This is a genomic window from Sphingobacterium corticibacterium (assembly GCF_004208525.1).
Lineage (GTDB): Bacteria > Bacteroidota > Bacteroidia > Sphingobacteriales > Sphingobacteriaceae > Sphingobacterium > Sphingobacterium corticibacterium.
Map to the genome: position 1 here is coordinate 114,744 of NZ_SGIT01000003.1, position 23,082 is coordinate 137,825.

At 43.2% G+C, this 23,082-nt stretch carries 15 protein-coding genes and 2 tRNA genes; 5 read left to right on the top strand and 12 right to left on the bottom strand.

The window, feature by feature from the left end:
- Positions 1-6: 6 nt before the first annotated feature.
- The 12 genes from EWE74_RS15405 to EWE74_RS15460 all read right to left on the bottom strand — a co-directional run bounded on the left by EWE74_RS15405 (position 7) and on the right by EWE74_RS15460 (position 15,921).
- On the bottom strand, positions 7-2,178 hold the full coding sequence (locus tag EWE74_RS15405; RefSeq protein WP_130142498.1) for a glycoside hydrolase family 95 protein: 2,172 nt from the start codon (positions 2,176-2,178) through the stop codon (positions 7-9).
- Between the two features lie 16 nt (positions 2,179-2,194).
- Positions 2,195-3,406, bottom strand: coding sequence for a DUF4998 domain-containing protein (locus tag EWE74_RS15410; protein WP_130142499.1), 1,212 nt, complete (start codon positions 3,404-3,406; stop codon positions 2,195-2,197).
- Between the two features lie 7 nt (positions 3,407-3,413).
- Complete coding sequence (locus tag EWE74_RS15415) at positions 3,414-4,607, bottom strand: DUF5000 domain-containing lipoprotein (RefSeq protein ID WP_165384743.1); 1,194 nt, start codon at positions 4,605-4,607, stop codon at positions 3,414-3,416.
- Positions 4,608-4,633: 26 nt separating this feature from the next.
- Positions 4,634-6,547 carry a RagB/SusD family nutrient uptake outer membrane protein gene (locus EWE74_RS15420; protein ID WP_130142501.1) on the bottom strand — a complete coding sequence of 638 codons (1,914 nt, stop codon included), beginning with the start codon at positions 6,545-6,547 and terminating at the stop codon, positions 4,634-4,636.
- 12 nt (positions 6,548-6,559) lie between these two features.
- Positions 6,560-9,709 carry a SusC/RagA family TonB-linked outer membrane protein gene (locus EWE74_RS15425; RefSeq protein ID WP_206365275.1) on the bottom strand — a complete coding sequence of 1,050 codons (3,150 nt, stop codon included), beginning with the start codon at positions 9,707-9,709 and terminating at the stop codon, positions 6,560-6,562.
- A gap of 228 nt (positions 9,710-9,937) precedes the next feature.
- Positions 9,938-11,539 carry a solute:sodium symporter family transporter gene (locus EWE74_RS15430; RefSeq protein ID WP_130142502.1) on the bottom strand — a complete coding sequence of 534 codons (1,602 nt, stop codon included), beginning with the start codon at positions 11,537-11,539 and terminating at the stop codon, positions 9,938-9,940.
- Between the two features lie 8 nt (positions 11,540-11,547).
- A complete protein-coding gene (locus EWE74_RS15435; protein ID WP_130142503.1) occupies positions 11,548-12,570 on the bottom strand; it encodes a GntR family transcriptional regulator in 1,023 nt (340 codons plus the stop codon).
- Between the two features lie 203 nt (positions 12,571-12,773).
- A tRNA-Val gene (locus EWE74_RS15440) sits at positions 12,774-12,848 on the bottom strand.
- Between the two features lie 16 nt (positions 12,849-12,864).
- Positions 12,865-12,939, bottom strand: a tRNA-Val gene (locus EWE74_RS15445).
- Between the two features lie 108 nt (positions 12,940-13,047).
- Positions 13,048-13,758: a hypothetical protein gene (locus EWE74_RS15450; RefSeq protein ID WP_130142504.1), complete on the bottom strand. Its 711-nt coding sequence runs from the start codon at positions 13,756-13,758 to the stop codon at positions 13,048-13,050.
- Positions 13,759-13,857: 99 nt separating this feature from the next.
- Positions 13,858-14,481 carry a fibronectin type III domain-containing protein gene (locus EWE74_RS15455; protein ID WP_130142505.1) on the bottom strand — a complete coding sequence of 208 codons (624 nt, stop codon included), beginning with the start codon at positions 14,479-14,481 and terminating at the stop codon, positions 13,858-13,860.
- A 453-nt stretch (positions 14,482-14,934) separates the two neighbouring features.
- Complete coding sequence (locus tag EWE74_RS15460) at positions 14,935-15,921, bottom strand: helix-turn-helix transcriptional regulator (protein ID WP_130142506.1); 987 nt, start codon at positions 15,919-15,921, stop codon at positions 14,935-14,937.
- A gap of 192 nt (positions 15,922-16,113) precedes the next feature.
- Here EWE74_RS15460 and EWE74_RS15465 point away from each other — a divergent pair, with 192 nt between their 5' ends.
- The 5 genes from EWE74_RS15465 to EWE74_RS15485 all read left to right on the top strand — a co-directional run bounded on the left by EWE74_RS15465 (position 16,114) and on the right by EWE74_RS15485 (position 23,073).
- A complete protein-coding gene (locus EWE74_RS15465) occupies positions 16,114-16,641 on the top strand; it encodes an RNA polymerase sigma factor (protein ID WP_130142507.1) in 528 nt (175 codons plus the stop codon).
- A gap of 64 nt (positions 16,642-16,705) precedes the next feature.
- Complete coding sequence (locus EWE74_RS15470; protein WP_130142508.1) at positions 16,706-17,731, top strand: FecR family protein; 1,026 nt, start codon at positions 16,706-16,708, stop codon at positions 17,729-17,731.
- Entirely contained in the window at positions 17,718-20,960 is a 3,243-nt protein-coding gene (locus tag EWE74_RS15475; RefSeq protein WP_130142509.1) for a SusC/RagA family TonB-linked outer membrane protein, read from the top strand. Before EWE74_RS15470 ends, EWE74_RS15475 begins: the two co-directional genes overlap by 14 nt.
- A 12-nt stretch (positions 20,961-20,972) precedes the next feature.
- A complete protein-coding gene (locus EWE74_RS15480) occupies positions 20,973-22,349 on the top strand; it encodes a RagB/SusD family nutrient uptake outer membrane protein (protein WP_130142510.1) in 1,377 nt (458 codons plus the stop codon).
- A 52-nt stretch (positions 22,350-22,401) separates the two neighbouring features.
- Complete coding sequence (locus EWE74_RS15485) at positions 22,402-23,073, top strand: hypothetical protein (RefSeq protein WP_130142511.1); 672 nt, start codon at positions 22,402-22,404, stop codon at positions 23,071-23,073.
- Positions 23,074-23,082: the final 9 nt, after the last annotated feature.

A 23,082-nucleotide genomic window follows, 5' to 3' on the forward strand; every position in this document is an offset into this window, starting at 1 on the left:
AAAAAACTACAGTTGGCTAACAATCACGTCTTTAAAATTGCCATTGATTTTGATCTTTACGTTCTTTTTGTTGGAAGAAGTTAATCGGTAGGACACGACTTTTCCATCTTTCCATGTCATATCCACGGTGATATCACCACGAGCCCGGAGACCGGATACCTCTCCCTTGGATTTCCATTGATCAGGAACGGCGGGAAGAAGATCGATAAAGCCTTCTTGACTTTGTACCAGCATTTCACACACGCCTGCCACGTAACCCAAGTTGCCATCGATCTGGAAAGGCGGATGTGCACAAAGCAAATTTTCATATACACCTCCTCCACTATCATAATCTACACCTTCGCTAGCAGCCAACGTAATAAAGTTATGCAGAATGGTGTATGCATGGTTACCATCTTGAAGCCTTGCCCAAAAATTCATTTTCCAAGCCATGGACCAGCCGGTAGACTCATCGCCTCTTGCCGTAAGGCTGACGCGGGCGGCCTCTGCCAGCTCAGGTGTATTGTTGACCGAAATCTGTCGTCCGGGATGTAGTGCAAAAAGGTGGGATACATGTCTGTGCTTATCTTCCGGATCGTCGCGATCTGTTTCCCACTCCTGCAATTGCCCCCATCTGCCGATCTTAGGCTTCAATAGCTGATCTCGTAGCGTTGCAATGTGATTTCGATATTCGGGATCAATCTGTAAAGAATCGCAAGCCTCTACATAATTGGTGAATAAGTCATAGATAATTTGCTGATCGTGGCTCACGCCATCTTCCGTGGGGCCATGCTCCGGTGACCAACCATTGGGAGCTACTATCGTACCGTCGTCACGATGTTTGAGATGGTCATCCCAAAATTCGCAGATCTCTTTTAGGATGGGATACGCAAAATTTTTAAGGTATTCCTTATCGTGATTAAAAGCATAGTGTTCCCATAATGCCTGCGCATACCATGCGCTGCCCGGGGTGTTCCAACTAAAGCTTTCTCCACCAAAAATGTTATTTTCGGTACGCACTGTCCAGCCCCGTACACCCGGGAATTCCACCTGTGTATTTTGTTTCTTTACTTCCCGCATGGATTGGATATACTCCAGATAAGGAACGTGACATTCAGCAAGGTTGCTTACTTCTGCCGGCCAGTAATTCATTTGCACATTGATATTGGAATGATAATCCGAACGCCACGGAGGTGTATTGCTATTATTCCACAGCCCCTGTAAATTGGCGGGTAGTCCGCCTTTTCGCGAGGAGCTGATAAGCAAGTATCGCCCATATTGTAGGAGCAGTGTCTCTAAACTTGGGTCAGTCTCCTCCTTATAGTCGATAATGCGTTGTACAGTGGTTTTGATATTATTTTCCTTATGCTGTTTCCCAATGGATAGATTAAAGCGGTTGAAAAGGGCTTGATAATCGGCCATGTGCGCTTTAAAAAGCTGTTCATCTGATTTTTTGAAGATATTATCCAGTGTTTGTTTATTCTTGATAATGGGATCCCCAGCTCTCCAATTGTCACTTCGTAATGGACTATAATCCGTTGACGCAACGAGATAGAGCGTGAAGGAATCTACAGCTTTAAATTCCAGACTTACCATGTTATTTTCGTCTTTTTGAAGGCCGACGGTTCCACCGATATGCTTTATTTTTAACGAGGCTCCGTAGCGGAGCTTATTTTCTAACTGGCCGCTAAAGTGTAAGGCGTCATTATCACCTGAGATGATAGCTCCGTGGGCATCGATTAATCGGATGCGTCCGGAATAGGCGCCCTTGGCACTGGCTTTATACGTGAACACCAATACATTATCAGGATGATTAGCAAAACCGCAGCGTTGAAAGGTATGTCCGTTCGACTGGTACTTTACATGGTGACTTGCCTCCCGAAGGTTCAGTGATCGACTGTAACTTTTTACAGCTGGAGATGGATGGTCGAAATCTATAAAAACATCACCAAAAGCTTGATAGGCACCTGTTTCCTGTTCGTCGCCTGTCCATAAAGATTGTTCATTAAATTGAATATGGTCTTGCGTCACTCCACCAGATAACATGGCACCTAATCGCCCATTACCGATAGGATAGTATTGTGTCATCCAATCCTTAGCCGGTTTGTCATCCCAAAGTGTTAATGCGTTAAAAGGTTGTGCAGTTGTCGTGCAGGTCCACAAAAAAATTAAAAGGATAGCTATTTTTTTTATTTTCATGAATAACTTGAGGTTATTATAAAATTTCTAACTTAAAATATTCCATGGTTAACCATTTTTCCGCTGTCATATTCACCACATAACCGAGACTGACCGCCGATGTTTCCATGACTTCAAATTCAAAACTTACATCTCCACCGGTCATTTTGACGCTACCGAGTCGTGTGTCTGAATCTATATAATCGTAGTCAGAAAGCTGATTGCCTTCATTCGCGATTAAATAGCCAGGAACATCTCCACCCCAAGCGTCTTCGGTTACTCGCGTCGAGAACCGATATTTTCCTTTAGGAAGCAATATGGTCTGATGGATTTTTCCATTAATGATATCTGCCGCTCCCCATCCAGCTTCAAATTTAGCAGATCCACCATTATCGGAAGCATATCCACCGACCAAAATATCTCCGGCCCAATGGTTCTTCGCTGCCGCGTTTGTTTCCCAATCCAGCAAGGTTCCCCATCGATTTCCGTCATAGTCTGATGGATAGAAAGGCTTTTTATAATTTTTGAGATATACTTCCGAGACGTCGCCTATGACACGGACAGCTTCGTGTTTGTTATAAACAAAGGTATCAATTGAATTCGGCTCGGGGCGATAAACCGTTGTATAGTCAATGGTACTACCCATGACATAGTCCTTCAAAACTGCCGTTGCATTGATATTAGGTGTGACAATCACCGTGTCAACTTGTCGATCATCGATATTCTTATATTCTAACCGGATACCATAAAAGCCCATGTCTTTGGATACATCCTGAAGGGTAATGTTGAATTCACCTTCCTTATTAAAAGCGGAATTCAAGATAGCCCGTTGGAACAGACCTTCTCTAAAACGATCACCATATACATTTCCAACAAGGTAAGTCGGCACGGAACTATTACCTTTATCATCGTAACTGCGAACCTCGAAGTTAATCGTTCCTTCCGGAAGGTTTTCGATGACATACGTCAGTGTATCGATATTCTCCGTCAGTTCTACAGGAACAACTATCGAATCTTGTCGATTATTCCAAAATATTCTATAGTTTGTCATTCCTCTATTTACGCTGACTACACCATGCACCATAACTTGATTTTTACCGGAAAGTATTTGTAATGAATCAATTTTTGTCGGGTACACGATTTCACCCCCTTCGACATACTGTTTATATTCATCCATCTTGGAACAAGCGGATAAAATTATACTACTTAGTAGTACAATGATATAGATTAGATTATTTGTCTTCATCATATATTGATTAATATACACCCCAAATTTGAATTTGTCGCATCTGCATAAAGTAGCTTCCCTGCCAATTACGCAAATTTCTTATTCTTAAATATTTATACTTGGCTGCTTCTTCGGGCATATCAAAGGACCAGCCGATCGTTCCCGCCGCATCATCTGCCGGCGTGGAAGTTCCAACCGGTGTGCCTGATGGTTTCACGACGAGACAGGATGCAAGTTTTGTCCAACTATCCCATGATCCATCTTGATTATATTCATTAGTCGCCCACACCTCAAATTCCCTTAGATTTCCTTTGTCATAGAAACCATTTTCGCGGCGTGGAAATATCACCACACGGCTTATTTTGGCTTCTTTGCCTATTGAAAATGTCAGCGAAGTAGGCGAACCGGCGACATCCTGCGTATATAGACTTGGCCATTTTCCTTCACTCATATTTCCATCCCAAAGCATCTGCAGGTTGGTATCAAACCGGAATTCAGCATCATTTGGAAGTCGGATGGCTTGAAATAGATTTCGATCCAGGAGATTTTCTTCCAAGGGGGTTATAGAGGTATATAGCGTGTCAGAAGTATTCAACCAACGATCCCGGACATAAAAGGCGAATTTCATTTCCTCCGGCTTTAACCCCCGAACATTGTAATTAATCAATGAATCTTCTGTATAATAGGAATCGAGTTGTGCATATTCGCCCGTGCCAAGAGAATCTAGTAAAGGTACAATGACGACACTTCCTTTTAGTTTATTCAGGGTACGGATCCGGACTCCGCCAAAGCTCGGCGTAACTTGGATCTCATCAAAAACCAAATTAAATATAGGTTCTTTGGGTTGAACGGTAACCTCCGTAGCGTCCGAACTAATCTCACTTTTATTAACGGCGTACAACTTAATTTGATACGGTTTCGTATCCGCAAAGCCATCCACAACCAATTCATTGGTATATTGAGAAGACTTGATCACCCGCATTTGTCCGTTCGCTAACGGATATTCTGCTTTGACATATAATAAGTCAACATCATCTGGAAGCCTATATCTTAATACAGCTTTACCGTGATCGTTTGTTACCTGTACATTGGTGACAGGCCCAGGAGGTGTGTCATTTCCTTCCACGATGCCGTTGAAATGATCATCCTTACAGCCCCCTAAGCCTATTAATATGAATGCAATGCACCAATAGAAAAAGATATATTTTTCGTTTAAATTCATTTTTTTCATCTCTGTATAATTTAGATTTACCAGCCTGGATTTTGAACTAAATTTGGATTTACTAATAAATTGGACTCTCTTATGGGCCAAAAATAATCACGCGGTGCTATAAAACGTTGCCTAAAGAACGTATTCACCGTATAAAATAATGCTGGGTGGTCTTTATCTTGTGTTCTGTCCCAGCCCGTGATATTTTTATTTAATTCTTGTGCGGCCAATTTCCAACGACGTAAATCCCAAAAACGTGATCCTTCAAAACAGAGTTCAATATTTCTTTCGCGTTGAATGATTTGACGTAACCCTTCTTTGGTATTGGGTTTTCCTGGATTCAAAGAATAGGTTGACCACGAATCTTGTATCCCTTGTAGACCAGCACGTTTTCTGATTAAATCCAAGTATTCATAGACAGCGGCGGAAGGACCTTCACTCTCATTGAGTGCTTCTGCATACATCAAGTACAGATCAGCTAGGCGAACCATAGGAAAAGGATATTCCTCAATGTGGTTACTATTACCATCTTTAAATGCAAATTTCCAATTGACTAATTTTTTCGTATAATAAGTGGTGACCGTCACCAAGGAAGAACTTCCCAATTGTCCTAATCTAAACATACTTTTAAATGTGTCCTCATCACTACGGCTAGGTGTATTTTCCATAAACCAAATTCCGCCATCAAATCCGACCGATGCATAAAATCTATTTTCACGGTCAAAATGTAGTCTGGCCGTCTGGTAGTTTTCTATTAAATTATAACGTTCATCATGCGTAGCAGTCCGGAGTAGAGTGATATTTGAAAAATCTAATGTTTTATCCTCATCGATTGGTACACCGTTTTTCGTGTAAAACTGTTCCACAATCTTAATCGTTGGAGCCATAGTACCATGTACGCTGTTATTTCCTGCACTGTTTGGATCGATTTGAGCCATAGACGAATATTGCATCTGCCACGTACGCGAATTAGGATTACCCCAAATGATTTCACTGTTCCACGCCTCTGTTACCGCATTTCGGACATTCATCTGTATCTCCGTTGTTTCAGAAATAGGAAAAGTGGTTCCCGGAAATTCATACAATTTGACGCCTAGACTATGCGCCATTTCAATCGCCTCTTTAGCCGCCTCAGCAGCTTTCGTCCATTTGCTATTGTCATAAGTCGGATTAAATAGCACTTCACCCTCTTTGTCAACAAAAGTGGCATAATCTGGGTTTCCATTAAATAATGGACTCGCCGCGTATAATAATACCTTCGCTTTTATGGCCATCGCTATAGGTTTAGTAATACGCCCTAAATCAGTCACTGGTGCCGATACTGCCTGAGGCAATTTTTCGATAGCACTATCCAAAAGCGTTACGATAAAATCTACGACATCATCCACCGGGGCGCGTTTTAACTGTGTTTCTTCAATAGGCGTATTAACCGGAAGACTGGCATCCGTAATTGGAATAGGACCATAGTGACGAAGAAGGATAAAATGATAATAGGCCTTTAAGAACTCGACTTCTCCCAACCAGCTCTGCCTTTCATCAATAGAAAGATCCCTTACCTTATTCTCGTCTACAACATTTTCCAGGAAGATATTACAGTCCCTTATAGCCTGAAACATAGATTTAGCTCCAAAACCACCATCCCAATAATTTACATAAGGATCTGTTACGCGTTGATTCCCACGAGCGATGTTCCAATTGGTCGTTGTTATACTAACAGAAGGAAAATCATACCATAACTCATCTCCACCCATGTAAGCCACGTTCTGCGTAGGTTCACCATCATTAGGGAGATAAGAATAACAAGTCGCCAAATACTTGATGGCCTCACTACGTCTCGTAAATGCATTGTCGACCGTCGGTAAATTGTCTGGCGTTACATCCAAAAAATTACAGGAAGACAAACTCAATATTGAAGTTGCTAATGCTATTTGTAAAATATTTTTAAATCTCATGACTTTCCACAATTAAAAACCGACATTAATACCTACATTATAAACGGCCTGAATGGGATATCCCAATCCATTGCCCCCCATTTCCGTATCCCACAATTTAAATTTACTCCAAGCATATAAATTCATACCATTTAAATATATCCGTAGATTGGACACTTTGAAACGTTGTAATAAACTAGTCGGCATATTATAACCCAGCTCTACAGACTTCAAGCGCATAAATGCCCCGTCGCGCATCCACCAACTAGATCGTTGCCCATTGTTATTATTAAAACCATCCGTCAAACGTGGCCAGAATGTATGCAGGTTTTGGTTATCCTCCGACCAATAGTCGTTAGCGATCACCTCCAACAACCCATTCTGGTATCCGCCGTTCAATGCAAATGGCGTCACATTTCCAGGATCAATAAAAAAGGATGATCTGGCAGATCCTTGTAAGAATGCACTGACATCAAAGTTTCTATATCCTACTGAAAAGCCAAAGCCATAGATAATCTCTGGATCAGTTGGAAAACCAAGCGGCACTTTATCCAAATCTGTAATCTGCCCATCCCCATTGACGTCACGGTACTTAATATCGCCACCCATCGTCGGAATCAGTCCTCCGAAATTTTGTACCGGCGAATTATTAGCTTCAATATCATCCACGAACAAACGTTCGGCAATCAAACCATATTCTTGTCTTAACGGTTGTCCAATGTTTGTCAAGTGCTTTAATCCATCCGGATAATCAGGTTCCTCGTTGACCAACATTTTATTCGCAGCGTAAGTCATATTGGCGCGGAATTGTGTCCACAAAGAGTTATTGTATGATTTGCTATAATCGAAAGCAATATCAAATCCTCTGTTTTCTGCTTTCCCTAAATTTGCTTGAATGGGCGCTTGGAACCCCATAGACGTAGGAATCGTAGAACGGTACATCAAAATTTGATTTCTTATAGAATGATAATAATCGAAAATTACATTCAAACCATTCACCAAACTCAAATCAAACCCTGCGTCAAATGTAGTCGCTTTTTCCCAGGTTATCTGATCATTAGCATATCTATAGATGCCATATCCAGGTCGTGAATAATCCCAGCGATTACCCCAAGAAAATCCTCTACCGCCATCGTTGGGGTTTACATTGGACAAATAGAAGAAACGATCATACCATTCCCCAATCTGATCATTACCGATAGCACCGTATGTGGCTCGCAATTTTAACCGGCTTACTACGGGTAGCATAAATTCAAAAGGTTTCTCCTCATGTAAGTTCCACCCCAAACCAAATGATGGGAAGAAACCAAAACGATTGTTTTGTGAAAAACGTTCAGAGCCGTTGTAACCGAAATTACCTTCAAATAAATATTTGTTTTTAAATGAATACGTAGCGCGCCCCGAGAGCCCCAAATTTCTTGCCGGCAAGGATGTCTGTAAATCCCCTCCGTCGGCTGTTACGTAGTTTCGGATAATACCGATCAACATGCCCGTGAATTCATGGTCCTCGCCAACTAGTTTGTTATAATTAAGAGCCAATTCTCCATAGGTTGTCGTATTTTGCCTCCTATTGCCTGCATCATAACTCAAGTATTCCGTACCATCGTCTGGATTTAGTGGATTCAGAATGCTCTGATTGGCAGCAGGAATGTGAATTAAATTATAATAAAAGGGATCAAAACTACGCGCCACGTCAAAATAAGAATAACGTTGTGTATAGGCCATCATCCGGGCAGATAAACCCTCCGTCAAAAAATCCAATTTTTGTTTTACTTCCAGTTGTACATTTACCGTAGACGTATTGTATTCCTGATATCCTGAAACCATCCGTGCATAAGGGTTGTTATACATCGAATTTGTTTGACGAATCAATGCATTCCCAAATAATGGATGGGTAGTAAACGGCGAAAATGAATTCGGATAAATAGCAGGGAACATTACCGGATTAGACCACATGGCCTCTTTGAATACACGTTGACCACCATTGATCATATTGCCCCATTCATCATATCCACCAATAGGACCTCTATAATCGTCAAATTGTGCATATGTGCGGATAAAAGCCTCTGTGATCGGTGTAACATTCAAGGTAATGTTTGACCGTACCGAATAATTTTTCAATTTAATGTTATTGTCAAACTGGTTCGTATTCTCCGTCCGAAGGTTTCCATTGTCTATATTCATTGTACCGGCCACATAATATTGCGCCAGATTACCACCACCTGTTACATTGAAATTTAAGCGTTGATTGGTTGTATAATCTTTGATCATTTGGTCCAACCAATTATTATTAGGGTATAAATAAGGATCATCTCCATTACGCGTATGTTCGATCTTATTTTGATCGTACGGGAGCTCTGCCCTAGGATTACGCGTCAATACGGCTTCATTTGCCATCTGCATATACGTGATATTATCTGCGAACTTAAAATTTCTCGTATTAGTCGATAATGAGTTCTCAAAACGAACATTAAATTTTGCTCTTCCGATGATACCACTTTTTGTCGTCACCAATACTACGCCATTGGCACCGCGAGCACCATACAAAGCCGAAGCGGCTGCATCTTTCAATACCGAGAAACCAGCGATATCATCCGGTTGTAGGCGTGCCAAATCTGTGGATGAAGACTCTACACCGTCTATCAATATCAATGGGTCTTTTTTACCAGCACCGAACGAACCAACTCCTCTAATGAAGAAAGAAGCATTGTCTGCTCCCGGTTCGCCAGTGCGCTGATAGGCAATTACTCCGGCTACTTTACCCGCTAACATCGTTGTTAGGTTTGACGTTGGGCCTTTAAGTTCTTTTGGGTTTACTGTTGTAATAGAAGCTACCATACTGCTCTTTCGTTGGCTCCCATATGCTACTACGGCTACTTCTTCAATTTCGGATTCTGCAGGTGCTAGGTGTATAACGAGTTCTCGCTGTCCGGCAACGGCAACTTCTTTCCGATGATAACCGATAGCGGAAAATTCTAAAATAGAATTTTCCTGTAGACCTCTTATGGTGAATTGTCCGACGTTATCGGTGCTCGTTGCCTCTCGTACGCCTTTAATCGAGACGGAAACGTTTGTGATGGGCTGTCGGTTAATGCTATCCAATACGACCCCTTTCAGGTCAAAGGATTCTTGAGCCCACAGTGTTGGCAACATAAGAAAAGTGCCGAAAAAGAATAGCAGCATATGCCGAACTCTCTTGGTAGAAAAATAACACATAGACTTTTTGGTTTTTTTAAATGGTTATTGAATTTAGTTAACAATGTCTATAATTAGTAACTAATAGCTAATTTTATCTATTCTATTCTGTACCACTCTACAAATGTAATCAAGAAATTTTATCTTACAAATTTTTTTAATAAAAACAGATGAAATAAGATTGTTGCAATAGAGGAAACCTAACCTTCCAAGGAACTATGCAATGCCGAATGGAGAAAATATCCAATACACCAAGATCAGTAAACCAAGGAGCAGTGCGTAATAATAACCACGATTTCTCCAAGGCACAATTTCCACTTTATTCTCCTGGATAAGCTGAAATGGCTGGGACATGGGGTAAAGCCGTCCGATGACAAACATAAGAAGGGCTGTAGCCACGAACAAAATACCCATCCAATGCAGGAAATGAAGAGAACTGTTTAAAATGAACTGGGTAAAAATGTAGCAGACAATATAAAAGAAAATACCTGCTTTTGCGGCAATAGGCGGAATCTTAGTCTTGAAAAAACCTAGGAATAGAATCGTAAAAATGGGTACACTGAATATGCCACTAACTTTCTGGATATAAAAATAGAAGCCTTTATCGCTGTAAATGATAAATGGGGCGATGCTCATCGCAAAAAGTGATATCCCAATCTGGAACAGTTTGCCGGTCCTCAATATTCGTTTTTCCGATACCTCTTCTTTATGCTTTTTGGCGAAAATAGGTTTGTAAATATTAAAAATAAACAGTGAACTCGCACCGTTCAATCCTACATTGAATGTATTAATGGCTGCCCCTAGCAATATCGCTGCCGTCAATCCGCTCATTGCCGCAGGTAATACATCTCTAGCCAATAACGGAAATACACTCGCCGTGTGCGGTAAGTCAACATATAAATTAACCGCAATTAATCCTGGGATATTAATCAATAATGGGCTGAGCAATTTCAAGAAGCAGGTTAAAGCTACACCCTTTTGGCTCTCCGCAAGGCTCTTTCCTGCAATAATTTGCTGGACAATATATTGCTCCATTCCCCAATAATAAAGATTGGCAATAAATACCCCTGTAAATAGAGCAGAGAAAGGAATAGCATCTTGTGGCCCACCAATAGCATTGAGATGTTCTTTTTTGTTTGATAACACGGTTTTAAGACCTTGATATACCGAATCATCCCCCAGATATTTAAGTCCAAAGTACGGAATGGCTACCATGAGGATCAAGAGCCCAACGCTCAATATCGTGTCGGATATCGTAATGGCACTTAATCCGCCGAGAACGGTAAAAATAACCCCAACCAAGCCGATAAACCAAACCAATATCCAAATCGTTTGCCAGTAATCTATCTGGATATATCCAGAAATGTCAAAGAGGCTATCAAGGGCCAAAGCACCTCCATAAAGTGTCGTGGGAAGCAAATTCAGTAGATATCCCAATAGAAAAACAAGCGAGACCAAATTCTTCGTGCCGCTGTCATAGCGTTTTTCTAAAAATTCCGGAACCGTATTGATGCCTGATTTTAGATAAATAGGAATAAAGTATTCCGCCACGAGCAACATGGCAAAAACAGAAGAAACACCCCATCCGATAACAGACATATTGTTGATGTATACGGATTCGTTCTCCCCAATCAGTTGGTTAGCACTTAGGTTGCTCAAATACAACGAAGCGCCTACTAAAATAAACCCATTTGCACGGTTAGCTAAAAAGAACCCGGCAACAGTCTGACTTCCTTTTCTTTTCCGACTGAGGTAAATGGATAAGGTTAACGCCGCCAGAATGAAAAAAATGAAACTTATGGCAGAAAGAGCTAACATGATGTAAGCTAAAGCGAATTTCGTTTAAACAGCTTTGTAGGCATGATATACTTGATAGGTTTTCTGTGTTTGACGAATTCAGCCGCTAATACACCCATTTCAGCAAAATCGATCGAAAAAGTAGTTATCCCATCAAAAATAATTTCCTTCACGTGGTCATCATTATGAGAAAGTATTCCTACGTCAACGCCTAACTTAAAACCTTTATTTTTAACGTCTTTCAACATCTCCCACAATTCCAGGTTATGGATCGTGAAATATACTTTATTCTTCTCTATACTTCCGGATTCATATTCGTTTTTAATTATCCCGTTGACTTGGTAATCTGCTATAAACTGTTGGAAAGAGAGCAGCACATCATTAGGTTCTGCGGAAAAAGGTTTGAATAAGAAAATAAATTCATCAAATCGCCGAATATCATCCAGCAAACTGACAAAAACCTGATAAGAAGAGTTCTTGAATTCCTGTGCAATATAGGAGTAAGATGGATCTAACGAAATGTGTCTGTCTACAATTAAGGTTTTCTGCGCAGGGAGCTGTTCGAGCAACCTAGCTGTTTCCGGACGCTCTATAGGCGCGATAACATATACACCATATTTAGCATTTACCGTATTGATGGTTTGCTGAAAAACCTCAAAATTGTTATGATGAAAAAACACATCTACTTTTACATGCTCTCCCAAACTCTTCCGGAAAGTCTCATAAAAAGTTTCCTGGAAAGTATCGAAGGCATAAATGATCAAACAAACTTTCAATTGTTGGTGGCTCTCATCGGAGGCGACGAAATATCCGAGACGGTTTTTGGACTCCAAGATACCTCTTTCGATAAGTTCTTGATAGGCATTGACAATAGTTTGTCGGGCAAATCCCAGTTTTTGAATCATTTTATTGACAGAAGGCATCGTATCCCCCCGTCGAATAAGGTTTTGTTCTAAGGCGTTAATTACGCCTTGAACGATTTGTTCACGTTTGGAGTAGTGCGCAAATTGTGCTAATTTCTTTATCTCATTAAATATAGTACATTCTTCCATATATATTGATATGTCGTCAAGCTGTCACACCTTATGTCGTAAAAAAGGAATCGCCATCAATTCCATTTTTTCGGTGTCAATAACCATAAATTTGCATTTGGACTAAGAATAATCGATAAAGGTACAACATTGGGGTCTAATATTCTTATCTTCTAAGAAGATTTATAAAAGGAAAAAGCACCGAGGATATCCGGTGCTTTTCGTGGGAGATACTGGGTTCGAACCAGTGACCCCCTGCTTGTAAGGCAGGTGCTCTGAACCAGCTGAGCTAATCTCCCGAGGTTCTATATGATGTGGAGAATACTGGGTTCGAACCAGTGACCCCCTGCTTGTAAGGCAGGTGCTCTGAACCAGCTGAGCTAATTCTCCAAGCCTTTCGCTTATTGCGTGTGCAAATATAGGGGTAAAATCTGATTTGCAAAATTATTTTTTGATTTTTTTAAGCGTTAAAAGACAACCTACTAATTGTTAAGGATATTAAAGCGAATCTCCTCGCATTCTCTGATTCATCGTCTTCATAGCAATCGATGCCCGCTTGTACATCGGGTCGACGAGTTCGAGTAACTTTCGGTAAGATTCAAACACTTCTTCTGCAAAATCTAAGTTTCGCTGGTACATGTCAGATAACTCACTGTATATCTCCAAAAAAAGCTGTTCATCATCGTCCAGGGAAACGATATTGACAGAGAGCTCCTCATAGCGCGGATACACCTCGTCGAATATACCAAAATGCCGACCATGTACCGGCCAATGTTCCCGGTATTCGTCCGCGGGGTCGATCAGGTCTATTTCATAATTGTAGCGTTGAGTCAAATCATCCACCAGCACATACAAATCCTGCACCGCTTTATTGTGCTCTTCCAAATCCTGAAATAAACCGGTCACATCAATGGTAAATTCATCCTTTATTTCCGGCAGGTTCTTGCCGTCAGACAAGCCCAGGCTATCTTCCACAAAGGCCAGGCTTTGATCTAAGCGGAGGGCTTCCATCTCGCTTTCACGCGTATGCTCCTGTATAGCCAACAGACCTTTTGCCAAATATTCCAGCCGTTGTCTCAAATCCCACACCACATCATGCGCCATGTAGTAACGTTCTAAAGCTTCTTTTTCGTAGTCTGGCTGCTCCTTGGATTCATCAAATTCCAGTATAATATCTTTTAGTGGATGTGGGCGAACGATCGTCTTCATATATTTTGTCTATTTATTTTTTTAAAAAGTGGCTATCCCACTCCGAAGAGGGCATCATATTCCGTGATGCGGGGATAGCCAAAATTACACGATTAACGTTTAAAACACGTACGAACTCACAACATCGCTATAGATCACCTGTGGATTTCTACCGATATAAGCGACCCGGAACTCATATTCCTGTACCGATTCCAGTCCGGTGATGGTCACTTTGGACTTGGAACTTATCAGCCTTGTCCAGTCAGCGTCGCTGTTTTTCTTCCGATATTCAAACTGATAGGCGAGTTTACCCTTCCAGTAGGCCGTCTTCAGCGTGGTTACCCCCGATATGCGCGCATTGACCTCTACCGATAGGAATTTTGGCTGTGGTGCCGGTTTGGGTCCAATGATACCCTTTGCTGACGGGTTAAAACCTGCCGCCAAAATGACAGCTGCATCGCCGTTTGCCTGACGCTCTACATAGAGCGACAGATGATAAACCATGGTCTTCAACGCCGCAAAAGCCTGGTTTTTGAGCACGACAAAACGCTTGTCCCGATAGGCTGCATCGGCCTGTGCCTGCTTGACTTTAGCCAGTGCCTGTTCCAGATCCGCAATACTAGGATCTGCGTCCGTAAACAAATCTGCATTTTCTGCTAATTTAACAATGATGTTTTCAACGAATCTAAGAAACTGTGCTTCTCCGTTACTGGTTCCCCCAGTTTTTAATGTTACTTTACTCATGATAGTTTTTTTTGTGTTAAAAATTAAACCTTTTGTTGATCAACGATACAAACATAACATGGAAGGCCACGAAACAGGGGGTCAAATCGTGACAATTTTCTCGCGTTTTGCAGAAAACTTTGGCACGATTTGACCCCCTATCCCAGCAGAAACGGTAAATTTGTGCGTTTCCAGCTTGGAAATGCATATTTTATCCAACCACAAAAACTACTTTTTTCACCAACATAACTTCTTTTTTCACCAACAAATAGTTGTAATTCCCCAAAAACCGCATCATATTCCAAAAACAGAAATGTCATGCACCAACAAAACTTCTTACTTCCCCACAAAAATTTGCTTCTTCCCCAACAAATAATTCTTTTGTACCACAAACAAGATTATATTACAGAAATATAAACGTGATGCACCAACAAAATATATATTTTCCCTACAAAAAAAACCTATTGCACTGACTTATTCCTCTTCTTCGTTACCTTTCCGAAATTCACCCATTTCTTTCTGAAAGGAACTCGGGGTTTGGAAAAAGTACTTTTTAAATTCCCGGCTAAAGTATTTCCGGTTGGGGTAGTTCAGCAGGTTGGAAATCTGGTCCACGGTCATCTCGCCTTCGTAGAGTAGATTTTTTGCTTGGTTGAGTTTCGTCCGCTGGATATATTCTGCTATTTTGACCGGCCGACCTTCAAAAGCCCGGTTCAACGTACGCCAGCTCACGCCTAACCCTTCCGCAACATCATGCTTATTGATCGAATCCAACAAGTTTTCATTAATATAGGCCAATGCTTTGTGATAAAGTCCCAGCCGGCTTCGTTCGTTTTGGTCTGCCTGACGATCCAATTGCCGGCAGTATTCTTCCAGCAACCGACAAACATCCAACAAGAGTTCGCCCTTACCACGGAAAGGTAGATATTCCGGTCTGCTGAGACGGTTCCAGGCGTCCCGTAGACTATGGTTGACACTGATATCCGGTTCCCAATAAGCATTCGTTTTAGGGGATTCGTTACGGTAGACCAAACTCGCCAACATTGGAAACTCTTTGAGCAAATCGGCTACGGCATCGGTTTTATAGCCTATGAGAACAGTCCATTGCTTGCCCTGGTTCAGCAACAACGGAACTTTTTGTGCCGCTGTAGAAAACGAAATGCAGCGGTTATCGCTCAAAGGCAGGCTATGAGGTAAATAAAGTTGGGAGGTGTTCCTAAACTGGTACATTTGCCAGAAACTGATCCCCTCCATAGCAGGGTCCACACGAAATCCAGCCGGATCAATGGTTCCCTTTAATTCCAGCAGAACACATTCTTCGAGTTCTATAAAAATAGCATCTAGGCTGTTCCCTATACGATAATGGTGGTTTAAGGGCAAAAAAGAAAGGTAGCCGCCTTCGATCGTTCTTGTTGACGGGATAATTCGTTGTTGTAAACAAAAGAAATTAGAAGTGAGCATGTTCGTATTTATGTTGGTTTCGCTTCCTAAAGATACAACATTTCGACAAAAAGAAAAACAGCTACTTCGTCATCAAACTTCCGCGAGTTCCTTCCACAAAGTTGGTCTAGGAAAATATCATTCGTATATGTAGTTGTTGCAAACAATTTGGAATCATTCTAAACTATACGTAGCTTTGCCGGAATTTATAGTATGTTGGACGATTGGAAAGGAGTATTAACCGGCTCTCCCGATGCCTTGGAGAGCTTATATGCAAGTACTTACCACGATTTATTTGCTTACGGCGTGATGTTAGGGCATCCACGTGAAGCAGTAAAAGACGGTATACAGTATCTTTTCCTTTCTATTTGGGAAAAGCGGGATCGCCTCCCTCAGGTATCATCTGTCAAACCCTATCTTTTCACTTGGTTACGCCGCATACTGAACGAAAAGAAAGACCACCAAACTACATTCCCGATAGCTCACCACCTGGAAGCGTCTGCAGACTCACAAGAAGATATCATTATCCGTGCGGAGTTAGCCCGGGAAACATGGCAACAACTCCTTCTCGGGATGGAGCAGCTCACACCCAAACAAAAGCAAGCCATCCAACTACGTTATTTTGACAAGCTATCGTATGACGAAATAGCCGATCGAACCCAGAACAACGTCCGCACCATCTATAACCTCGTTTCCGAGGCTTTGAAAGTCCTGAAAAAAAAAGTAAAAAATAATCGGTAAAAACGGTTGTTCCTCCCCTCTATAGAATAAAGAACAAATTACACATCGTGATATACACCTATAAATGGATAAAAAACAATGCACAGTAGAAGAGCTGATCTGCGATGACAGCTTTCTTGCATTTTATGAGAAAACGGATCCTGCGGCAATTCGCTATTGGTCAGAATTTAGCCGCGAAAACCCTGATCAAATCGAAAAGATAGAAGAAGCTATCCGGATGTTGGATGGCTTTCGTGTTCATTTGCCTGAGGCAGAATTTTTAGAAGAACAGCATAGGTTTAAGCAATCGCTGTACCACAAGGTATCGACCAAAACAACCAGATTCCGTTATCGCTGGTGGAGCTGGACTGCCGCCGCTTCTATCATTTTGGTCTTGGGATTTTTTATTGCCTATACGATAAAATCCGTTGACGGCGTAGGTACAGATAACGATATAGCTGCCCAAAAACAGGTTTCTGCATGGCAGGAGGTCAATGTAGAATTCGGTAAACTTAAAAAAATCAACTTCCCGGACGGCAGTTCGGTTGTTCTAGCAGGAGGCAGCACGCTTCGGTACCCACAGGTATTCCGAAAAGATTCGGTGGTCGTGGAACTCCAAGGAGAAGGGCATTTCGCCATCCAACGTAACATAGAGCGCCTTTTCACGGTGCGTACCGCGTTTACCGATATCCAGGTATTGGGAACAAACTTCCTGGTGGAAGAAAAAGGGGATGCCCAGCATCAAATCAGTTTATTTTCCGGAAAAATCAGCCTACCCCATCCACATTCGGCAGATCGCACCATACTCTCCCCCGGGGATAAGGCCATTGTCCATCGTTCCGGAACAATTACCGTATCTTCTTTTTCGAACCTATATAGCTCCGATTTTGTAAAAGGCGTACTTGCCTTCGACAAGGCTGATTTTGAAGAAGTACAACTCAAATTCAAACGCTATTACGGCATCATACTGCGCCATGAAGGTACTGTCCAAAACTGGGAGTTAACAGGGCGGTATGAAAACATGACAGCAGAAGATGTCCTAAATACCATTTGCCATATCAAAGGTAAAAAATACAGAAAAACAGCAGACAACCACTATGTACTCTATTAGTTATCAACGGATTTGGGGTTCCGTTCTATTCCTGCTTATGCATTGCATATCCCCTGCTCTCTTTGCCCAGGAGGCACAAAAGGTTACGTTACGTTCAGCACTTTCCACGCTGGAACAACGCTTTCAGGTTTCTTTTTCTTATGATAACGCCATCCAGCCGGAGCAATATATACAGTTACCAAAAAATATAACCACGCTGGACGACCACCTGCAGTACCTTACGTTGAACCACCAGCTTAATTTCCGTAAAATGGGCCGGAAAGTCATCGCCGTTACCAAGGCCGACAGAACCATCCGGGTATCTGGTGTCGTAAGGGATTCGTTATCCGGATCCGTACTGCGCGGGGCAACAATCTACCTACAATCGGAAAAAACACAGTTCCGTTCAGACCAACAAGGAGAATATGCCTTTAACCTACCAGATACGTACATCGGCAAAAAAATGCAGATCAGCTATGTCGGTTATAACCGGGCTGAAATTATTGTCAACACTACCTATCAGGAAGTACGGATGACATCCGCAGACCAAAGCATGGAAGAAGTCATCATTACCAATACCTATGAAGGCCCGAAGCTACGCGAAGAAACCGTGGGGAGTGTCTTTTCCCTCAACGCAAAGGAACTGCAGACAAGCCGACCGCTGGAAAGTATTGACAAAATGCTGGAAGGACTTGTTCCGGGCTTATACGTGGAGACAAACACCGCGTTAGGCACGCCCGTCAAGATAAACATCCGTGGCCAGGGGACATTATCTGCTATGAGTGCTTCCTCCCGGACGACGTCCTCCCAACCCTTATTTGTCATTGACGGTGTTCCGATGCAGGAGCAGGAAAAGGGTGATGCCGGCTCCAATTTCAATCAAGAAACCCTGTTAAATCCACTAGCGGGAATAAACCCGATGGACATTGCATCGGTTACGGTCCTGAAAGATGCCGCTGCAACGACGATATATGGTGCCAATGCAGCCAACGGCGTTATATTGATCACCACCAAATCGGGCAGAAGCGGTTCTCCGAGGGTGCAGGCCTCCTTCCAGACTGGCGTATCCACCTTTATCAATCGTCTACAATTACTGTCGGGGCCACAATATTATGAGGTACTCAAAGAAACCTATATGAACGGAGGCATGTCGGAGAGCACAGCAAAAAATCTCGCCGGAAGCAGCACGATCGACACGGATTGGTTTGCCTTGACATCCCGGAATGCCAATTACACCAACATACATGCCTCTGTTTCTGGCGGTAAGGAAGGCAACAACTACTTTCTCTCCATAGGTTACCGCGACCAGCAAAATGCCAGTCCGGGAAATGGTCTGAAGCAGTACACCGGGCAGTTCCGGTACCAAAACAAAATATCCGAAAAACTTCGTCTGACCAGCACGTTCACGCCTACATTCATGCAGCGGAAAGGGCTCGATAATTTTGCGAACAACGCCTATATCCCCCCGAATCTAGCGCCTTATAATACCGATGGCAGCTTCGCTACATTTTCCAATACACCTAATCCATTAGCGGTACTCGCTTACAACAGTGACGAGAGCCAGACTTTCACGGCCAATGCCCATTTCGACCTGCAGTATGACATTACCCCTTCGTTGTATATACGAGGTGCGGCGGGCGGTAATATTTTTCAGTCCAAACAGGAGATTTACCAATCGGGGCAGGTTCCCCCAACGAATACGGTGGGCGGACGGCTGCGTATATACAACCGCCAGAATTATAACTACACATCTTTCTTACAGGCGGGCTATCGGCCAAACTTTTCGGAAGATCATCGCATGCTTATCATCCTCGGAACAGAAATACGCGATCAATATTCTTCCCTGCTTTTCGGAAGTGGGAGCGGCTTTTCGTACGAGAAAATCCGTGAGTTGAGTCTGGCAACCAATAAGTTGTCAGCATCGTCTAAGATTTCTGATGCGACGGTATCCTACTATACGCAGATGAACTATGATTTCAAAAGTAAATATTACGCCACGTTAAGTGGACGCGCGGATCAATCTTCTCTTTTTGGTGGAGACAAACAAATGGCCGTCAACGTTGCGGTGGGTCTAGGCTGGAATATCTCCAGTGAAGATTTTCTTGCCGAATCCGACATCATCGACTTTTTACGCCTGCGAACAAGTTTCGGTAGCACCGGAAACTCCCGCATAGGATCGTATGCTTCCCGTGGGATGTACGACATCGGTAGTGATTATCTCGGACAAGTAGGTGCCCGGCCGTCCTCCCAGGCAGCTCCAAACCCTGATCTCGGCTGGGAAACCAACTACAAAACAAATATCGGCATCGATATATCTGTATTAGACCGGCTTCATTTCACGGCGGAATTTTATCAGAACGATGTCCGGAATTTAATTGCGCAGGTTCGGATCCCGTTAGAGACAGGTTACAGCAGTATCCCCGTTAACACGGGCAACATGCGAAACCGGGGAATAGATCTCAGCCTAGCGGTGGATTGGTTTAAAGAAAAGCCGGTCACTTGGCGGTCTTCCTTTATCGCCGGTTGGAACAAAAACAAAGTGCTTTCCTTCAACAACCCGCTCGCCGACCAATATGCAGGGACGAACGTGGATGAGGTAGGAAATGCACATCGGGTAGGCTATAGTACCAATACCATCTGGGGTGTACGATGGGCAGGTGTAGATCCAGATACCGGAGAGGAACGCTTTTATACGCCGTCCGGCGAAACGGTAAACCGGGTAGGTATCCGCGCCTTACGCACCAGCGCCTATGTTCCGTTGGGAAACTCCCTACCGGCTATCCAAGGCGGGGTGGTAAACACTTTATCCTGGAAAAACATGACACTATCCTTCAATATCCAATATCAGCTTGGCGGTGATCGTCTTGTAGCAACCACCCGTCTTCAGGATGGCTTAAATCTAGATCATTCCAATATGGCCGTTAATATATTGGATCGCTGGCGGACACCTGGCGATATCACCACTGTACCGAAACTGAGCAGGCTTCCGCCTTCGGCCATTACCAATTCGTCCCGGTATCTCTATGATATGACCCATGTCAAACTGTCCAACCTGGCGTTCAGTTACACGCTGAACAAGGAGCTGGTACAACGCCTGCGACTGCCCAATCTATCGGCCAGTTTCAACGTCAACAACCTCCTTTATTGGTATAAGGATAAGAGCCCGGAAGGCAGAAACGGCATCCGCGAACTCCGTTTCAATTATCCAGAAACCCGGAATTTTTCACTAGGCTTACAAATGACCCTTTAAATGTCTTAAACCATGAAGATAAAATTCATTATTATTCTAATCGTTTCCCTGTTATCACTCAGCTGCGATAAGTTTCTGGACAAAGAGCCGGAGAACAAGGTTTCGATAGAGGAAATTTTCGCCGATCTGCCCGGTGCAAAGGCCGCACTCACCGGGGTTTATTTGGATATGTTCAGCACGAGCTATTTTAATGGCCCACGGATGGTTTACCCAGAACTCACGGGCGGAAACCTGCGGCATGCCTATCCTACACGGACAAGCCTGCTGGATCTCTTCCATTTCAGCGCTGACGCCGACAGCAGTAGTATGAATACGGTCTATTCGCATCTCTATAGCATGTTAAACAACATCAACAATATCTTGACGCGTGTACCCGATCTGGCGGACGGAACAGCAGCCGAGCGCAACGAAATTCTTGCCCAAGCCCATGGTATACGGGCATTGATCCATTTGGATCTGGTGCAGCTTTTTGCCCAACCTTACCGCTATACGTCGGACGCCAGCCACCTCGGGATTGTCATTGCCGACGAACCCATTCTTGTAGGGAATGCACAACGAAGACGGGCAACAGTGGCAGAAGTGTATGATCAGATCGCGTCTGATCTGCAGCTGGCAACCGATTTATTTGCGAACAGCAAGCGGGTATTTACGGGCAACCGCGTTCAATATATGAACACTTCGGCGCTAAAGGCATTGTATGCACGGCTGTGCCTACATAAACAAGACTGGGAAGGGGCTTCCCTGTATAGTAGTCAAGTGATCGCCGAAAACTTTACCTTGTATAGCCGGGAGGAATACCTCCCTTCGTGGAAAACGGCGGCAGCGAAAGAAACCATCCTGGAGGTTGCCGTGCCTACCGGTCACGGGGGAAACTCGCTAGGGAACTATTATGTTAACGAGAGTTCCAATTCTTATTTTCAGTTTGCGCCATCCGAAGACCTGCTCGAATTATTTAGCGAGCATGATATTCGATCCGCCGGCGGGATCTTCAAATATGATTCCTATAATTTCGAGGCTACGAGTGTCAAAATCATCCGGTTATCTGAAATGTACCTGATCCGTGCCGAGGCTTTGGCAGAAATGGGGGAAACAGAAGAAGCTATTGCGGACCTGAACCTGATCCGATTACGTGCGGACCCGGAGCAGGAACCTTGGACGACGCAGAACAAACAAGCGCTGATCGATGAAATACTGAACGAACGTCGGCGGGAGCTCTGCCTCGAGGGATTTCTATTTTTCGATCTGATGCGGCGCGGCTTATCGGTAGAACGGAGCGACTGTGAGGGCACAAATTGTAATATGAGCTATCCGTCAGACAGATTCGTCTTGCCCATTCCACAGCAATCCGTATACAGCAATAACCATATGGAGCAAAATCCCGGTTATTAACAATAAACGTTTATTACACATTATTTATCACATATTTTATATTATCCAAAAAATGAAAACACAAAGTACATTATTCGCGTTGATCGTTTTATTCCTGCTTTCCTGTAGCAAAAGCTCGGAGGAGCCGCAACCGGAGCCAGAACCGGAACCGGAAGAAGAGACCCTTCCTAAAGAGCTTGCCATTACCCGCACCATCGCGTATTTCCACGAGGATGAAGCGTATTACCAACCGTACGTCTATCGGTATGACACAGAGACAGCTGCATGGAGCAAACGGATTGGCGCACATTTCTCGACCATTTCCGAAAGCAGCCCGACATACATCGGCTATACCCAACCCTATGTGGAAGACAGCGGGGTCAACTTATTCCATATGGTGACCTTGTACGCCGAGCATATCGGCTCCACTAACGTCAAGACGGCCGGCATCAATGTGGAGAAGGTTTTGGGTTTTGTACCCGACGAAAGCTCGGAATTGACCGGTAAGGAAGAGGACAACGACCTGACTTATGCTAAAGGTGAGGTCGAAGTGGTCAGCCAAAAAGTTAAAATCAGAAAATCAGGATTAGTCGATTTTTTTGAAATCGGTATCAGCGGTAAAGGTACTTACGACCTAAAAACCGGCGTTATCGACTTGGAGGTTCATTTTGACGAGCGCGAGATCGGTGGACAAGAGGATGTTGTGCGTCAGTATAAGATCAGTAAAGAGGCGCTTACTTTTTAGTTTTTTTTG

What these genes read in the sequence shown, in the direction of transcription:
- EWE74_RS15475 (WP_130142509.1), top strand. Translation starts at nt 17,718, where the DNA reads ATGTACTCTATTAGTTATCAACGGATTTGGGGTTCCGTTCTATTCCTG.
- EWE74_RS15420 (WP_130142501.1), bottom strand. Translation starts at nt 6,547, where the DNA reads ATGAGATTTAAAAATATTTTACAAATAGCATTAGCAACTTCAATATTG.
- EWE74_RS15450 (WP_130142504.1), bottom strand. Translation starts at nt 13,758, where the DNA reads ATGAAGACGATCGTTCGCCCACATCCACTAAAAGATATTATACTGGAA.
- EWE74_RS15485 (WP_130142511.1), top strand. Translation starts at nt 22,402, where the DNA reads ATGAAAACACAAAGTACATTATTCGCGTTGATCGTTTTATTCCTGCTT.
- EWE74_RS15465 (WP_130142507.1), top strand. Translation starts at nt 16,114, where the DNA reads ATGTTGGACGATTGGAAAGGAGTATTAACCGGCTCTCCCGATGCCTTG.
- EWE74_RS15460 (WP_130142506.1), bottom strand. Translation starts at nt 15,921, where the DNA reads ATGCTCACTTCTAATTTCTTTTGTTTACAACAACGAATTATCCCGTCA.
- EWE74_RS15455 (WP_130142505.1), bottom strand. Translation starts at nt 14,481, where the DNA reads ATGAGTAAAGTAACATTAAAAACTGGGGGAACCAGTAACGGAGAAGCA.
- EWE74_RS15425 (WP_206365275.1), bottom strand. Translation starts at nt 9,709, where the DNA reads ATGCTGCTATTCTTTTTCGGCACTTTTCTTATGTTGCCAACACTGTGG.
- EWE74_RS15415 (WP_165384743.1), bottom strand. Translation starts at nt 4,607, where the DNA reads ATGAATTTAAACGAAAAATATATCTTTTTCTATTGGTGCATTGCATTC.
- EWE74_RS15405 (WP_130142498.1), bottom strand. Translation starts at nt 2,178, where the DNA reads ATGAAAATAAAAAAAATAGCTATCCTTTTAATTTTTTTGTGGACCTGC.
- EWE74_RS15410 (WP_130142499.1), bottom strand. Translation starts at nt 3,406, where the DNA reads ATGATGAAGACAAATAATCTAATCTATATCATTGTACTACTAAGTAGT.
- EWE74_RS15480 (WP_130142510.1), top strand. Translation starts at nt 20,973, where the DNA reads ATGAAGATAAAATTCATTATTATTCTAATCGTTTCCCTGTTATCACTC.
- EWE74_RS15435 (WP_130142503.1), bottom strand. Translation starts at nt 12,570, where the DNA reads ATGGAAGAATGTACTATATTTAATGAGATAAAGAAATTAGCACAATTT.
- EWE74_RS15430 (WP_130142502.1), bottom strand. Translation starts at nt 11,539, where the DNA reads ATGTTAGCTCTTTCTGCCATAAGTTTCATTTTTTTCATTCTGGCGGCG.
- EWE74_RS15470 (WP_130142508.1), top strand. Translation starts at nt 16,706, where the DNA reads ATGGATAAAAAACAATGCACAGTAGAAGAGCTGATCTGCGATGACAGC.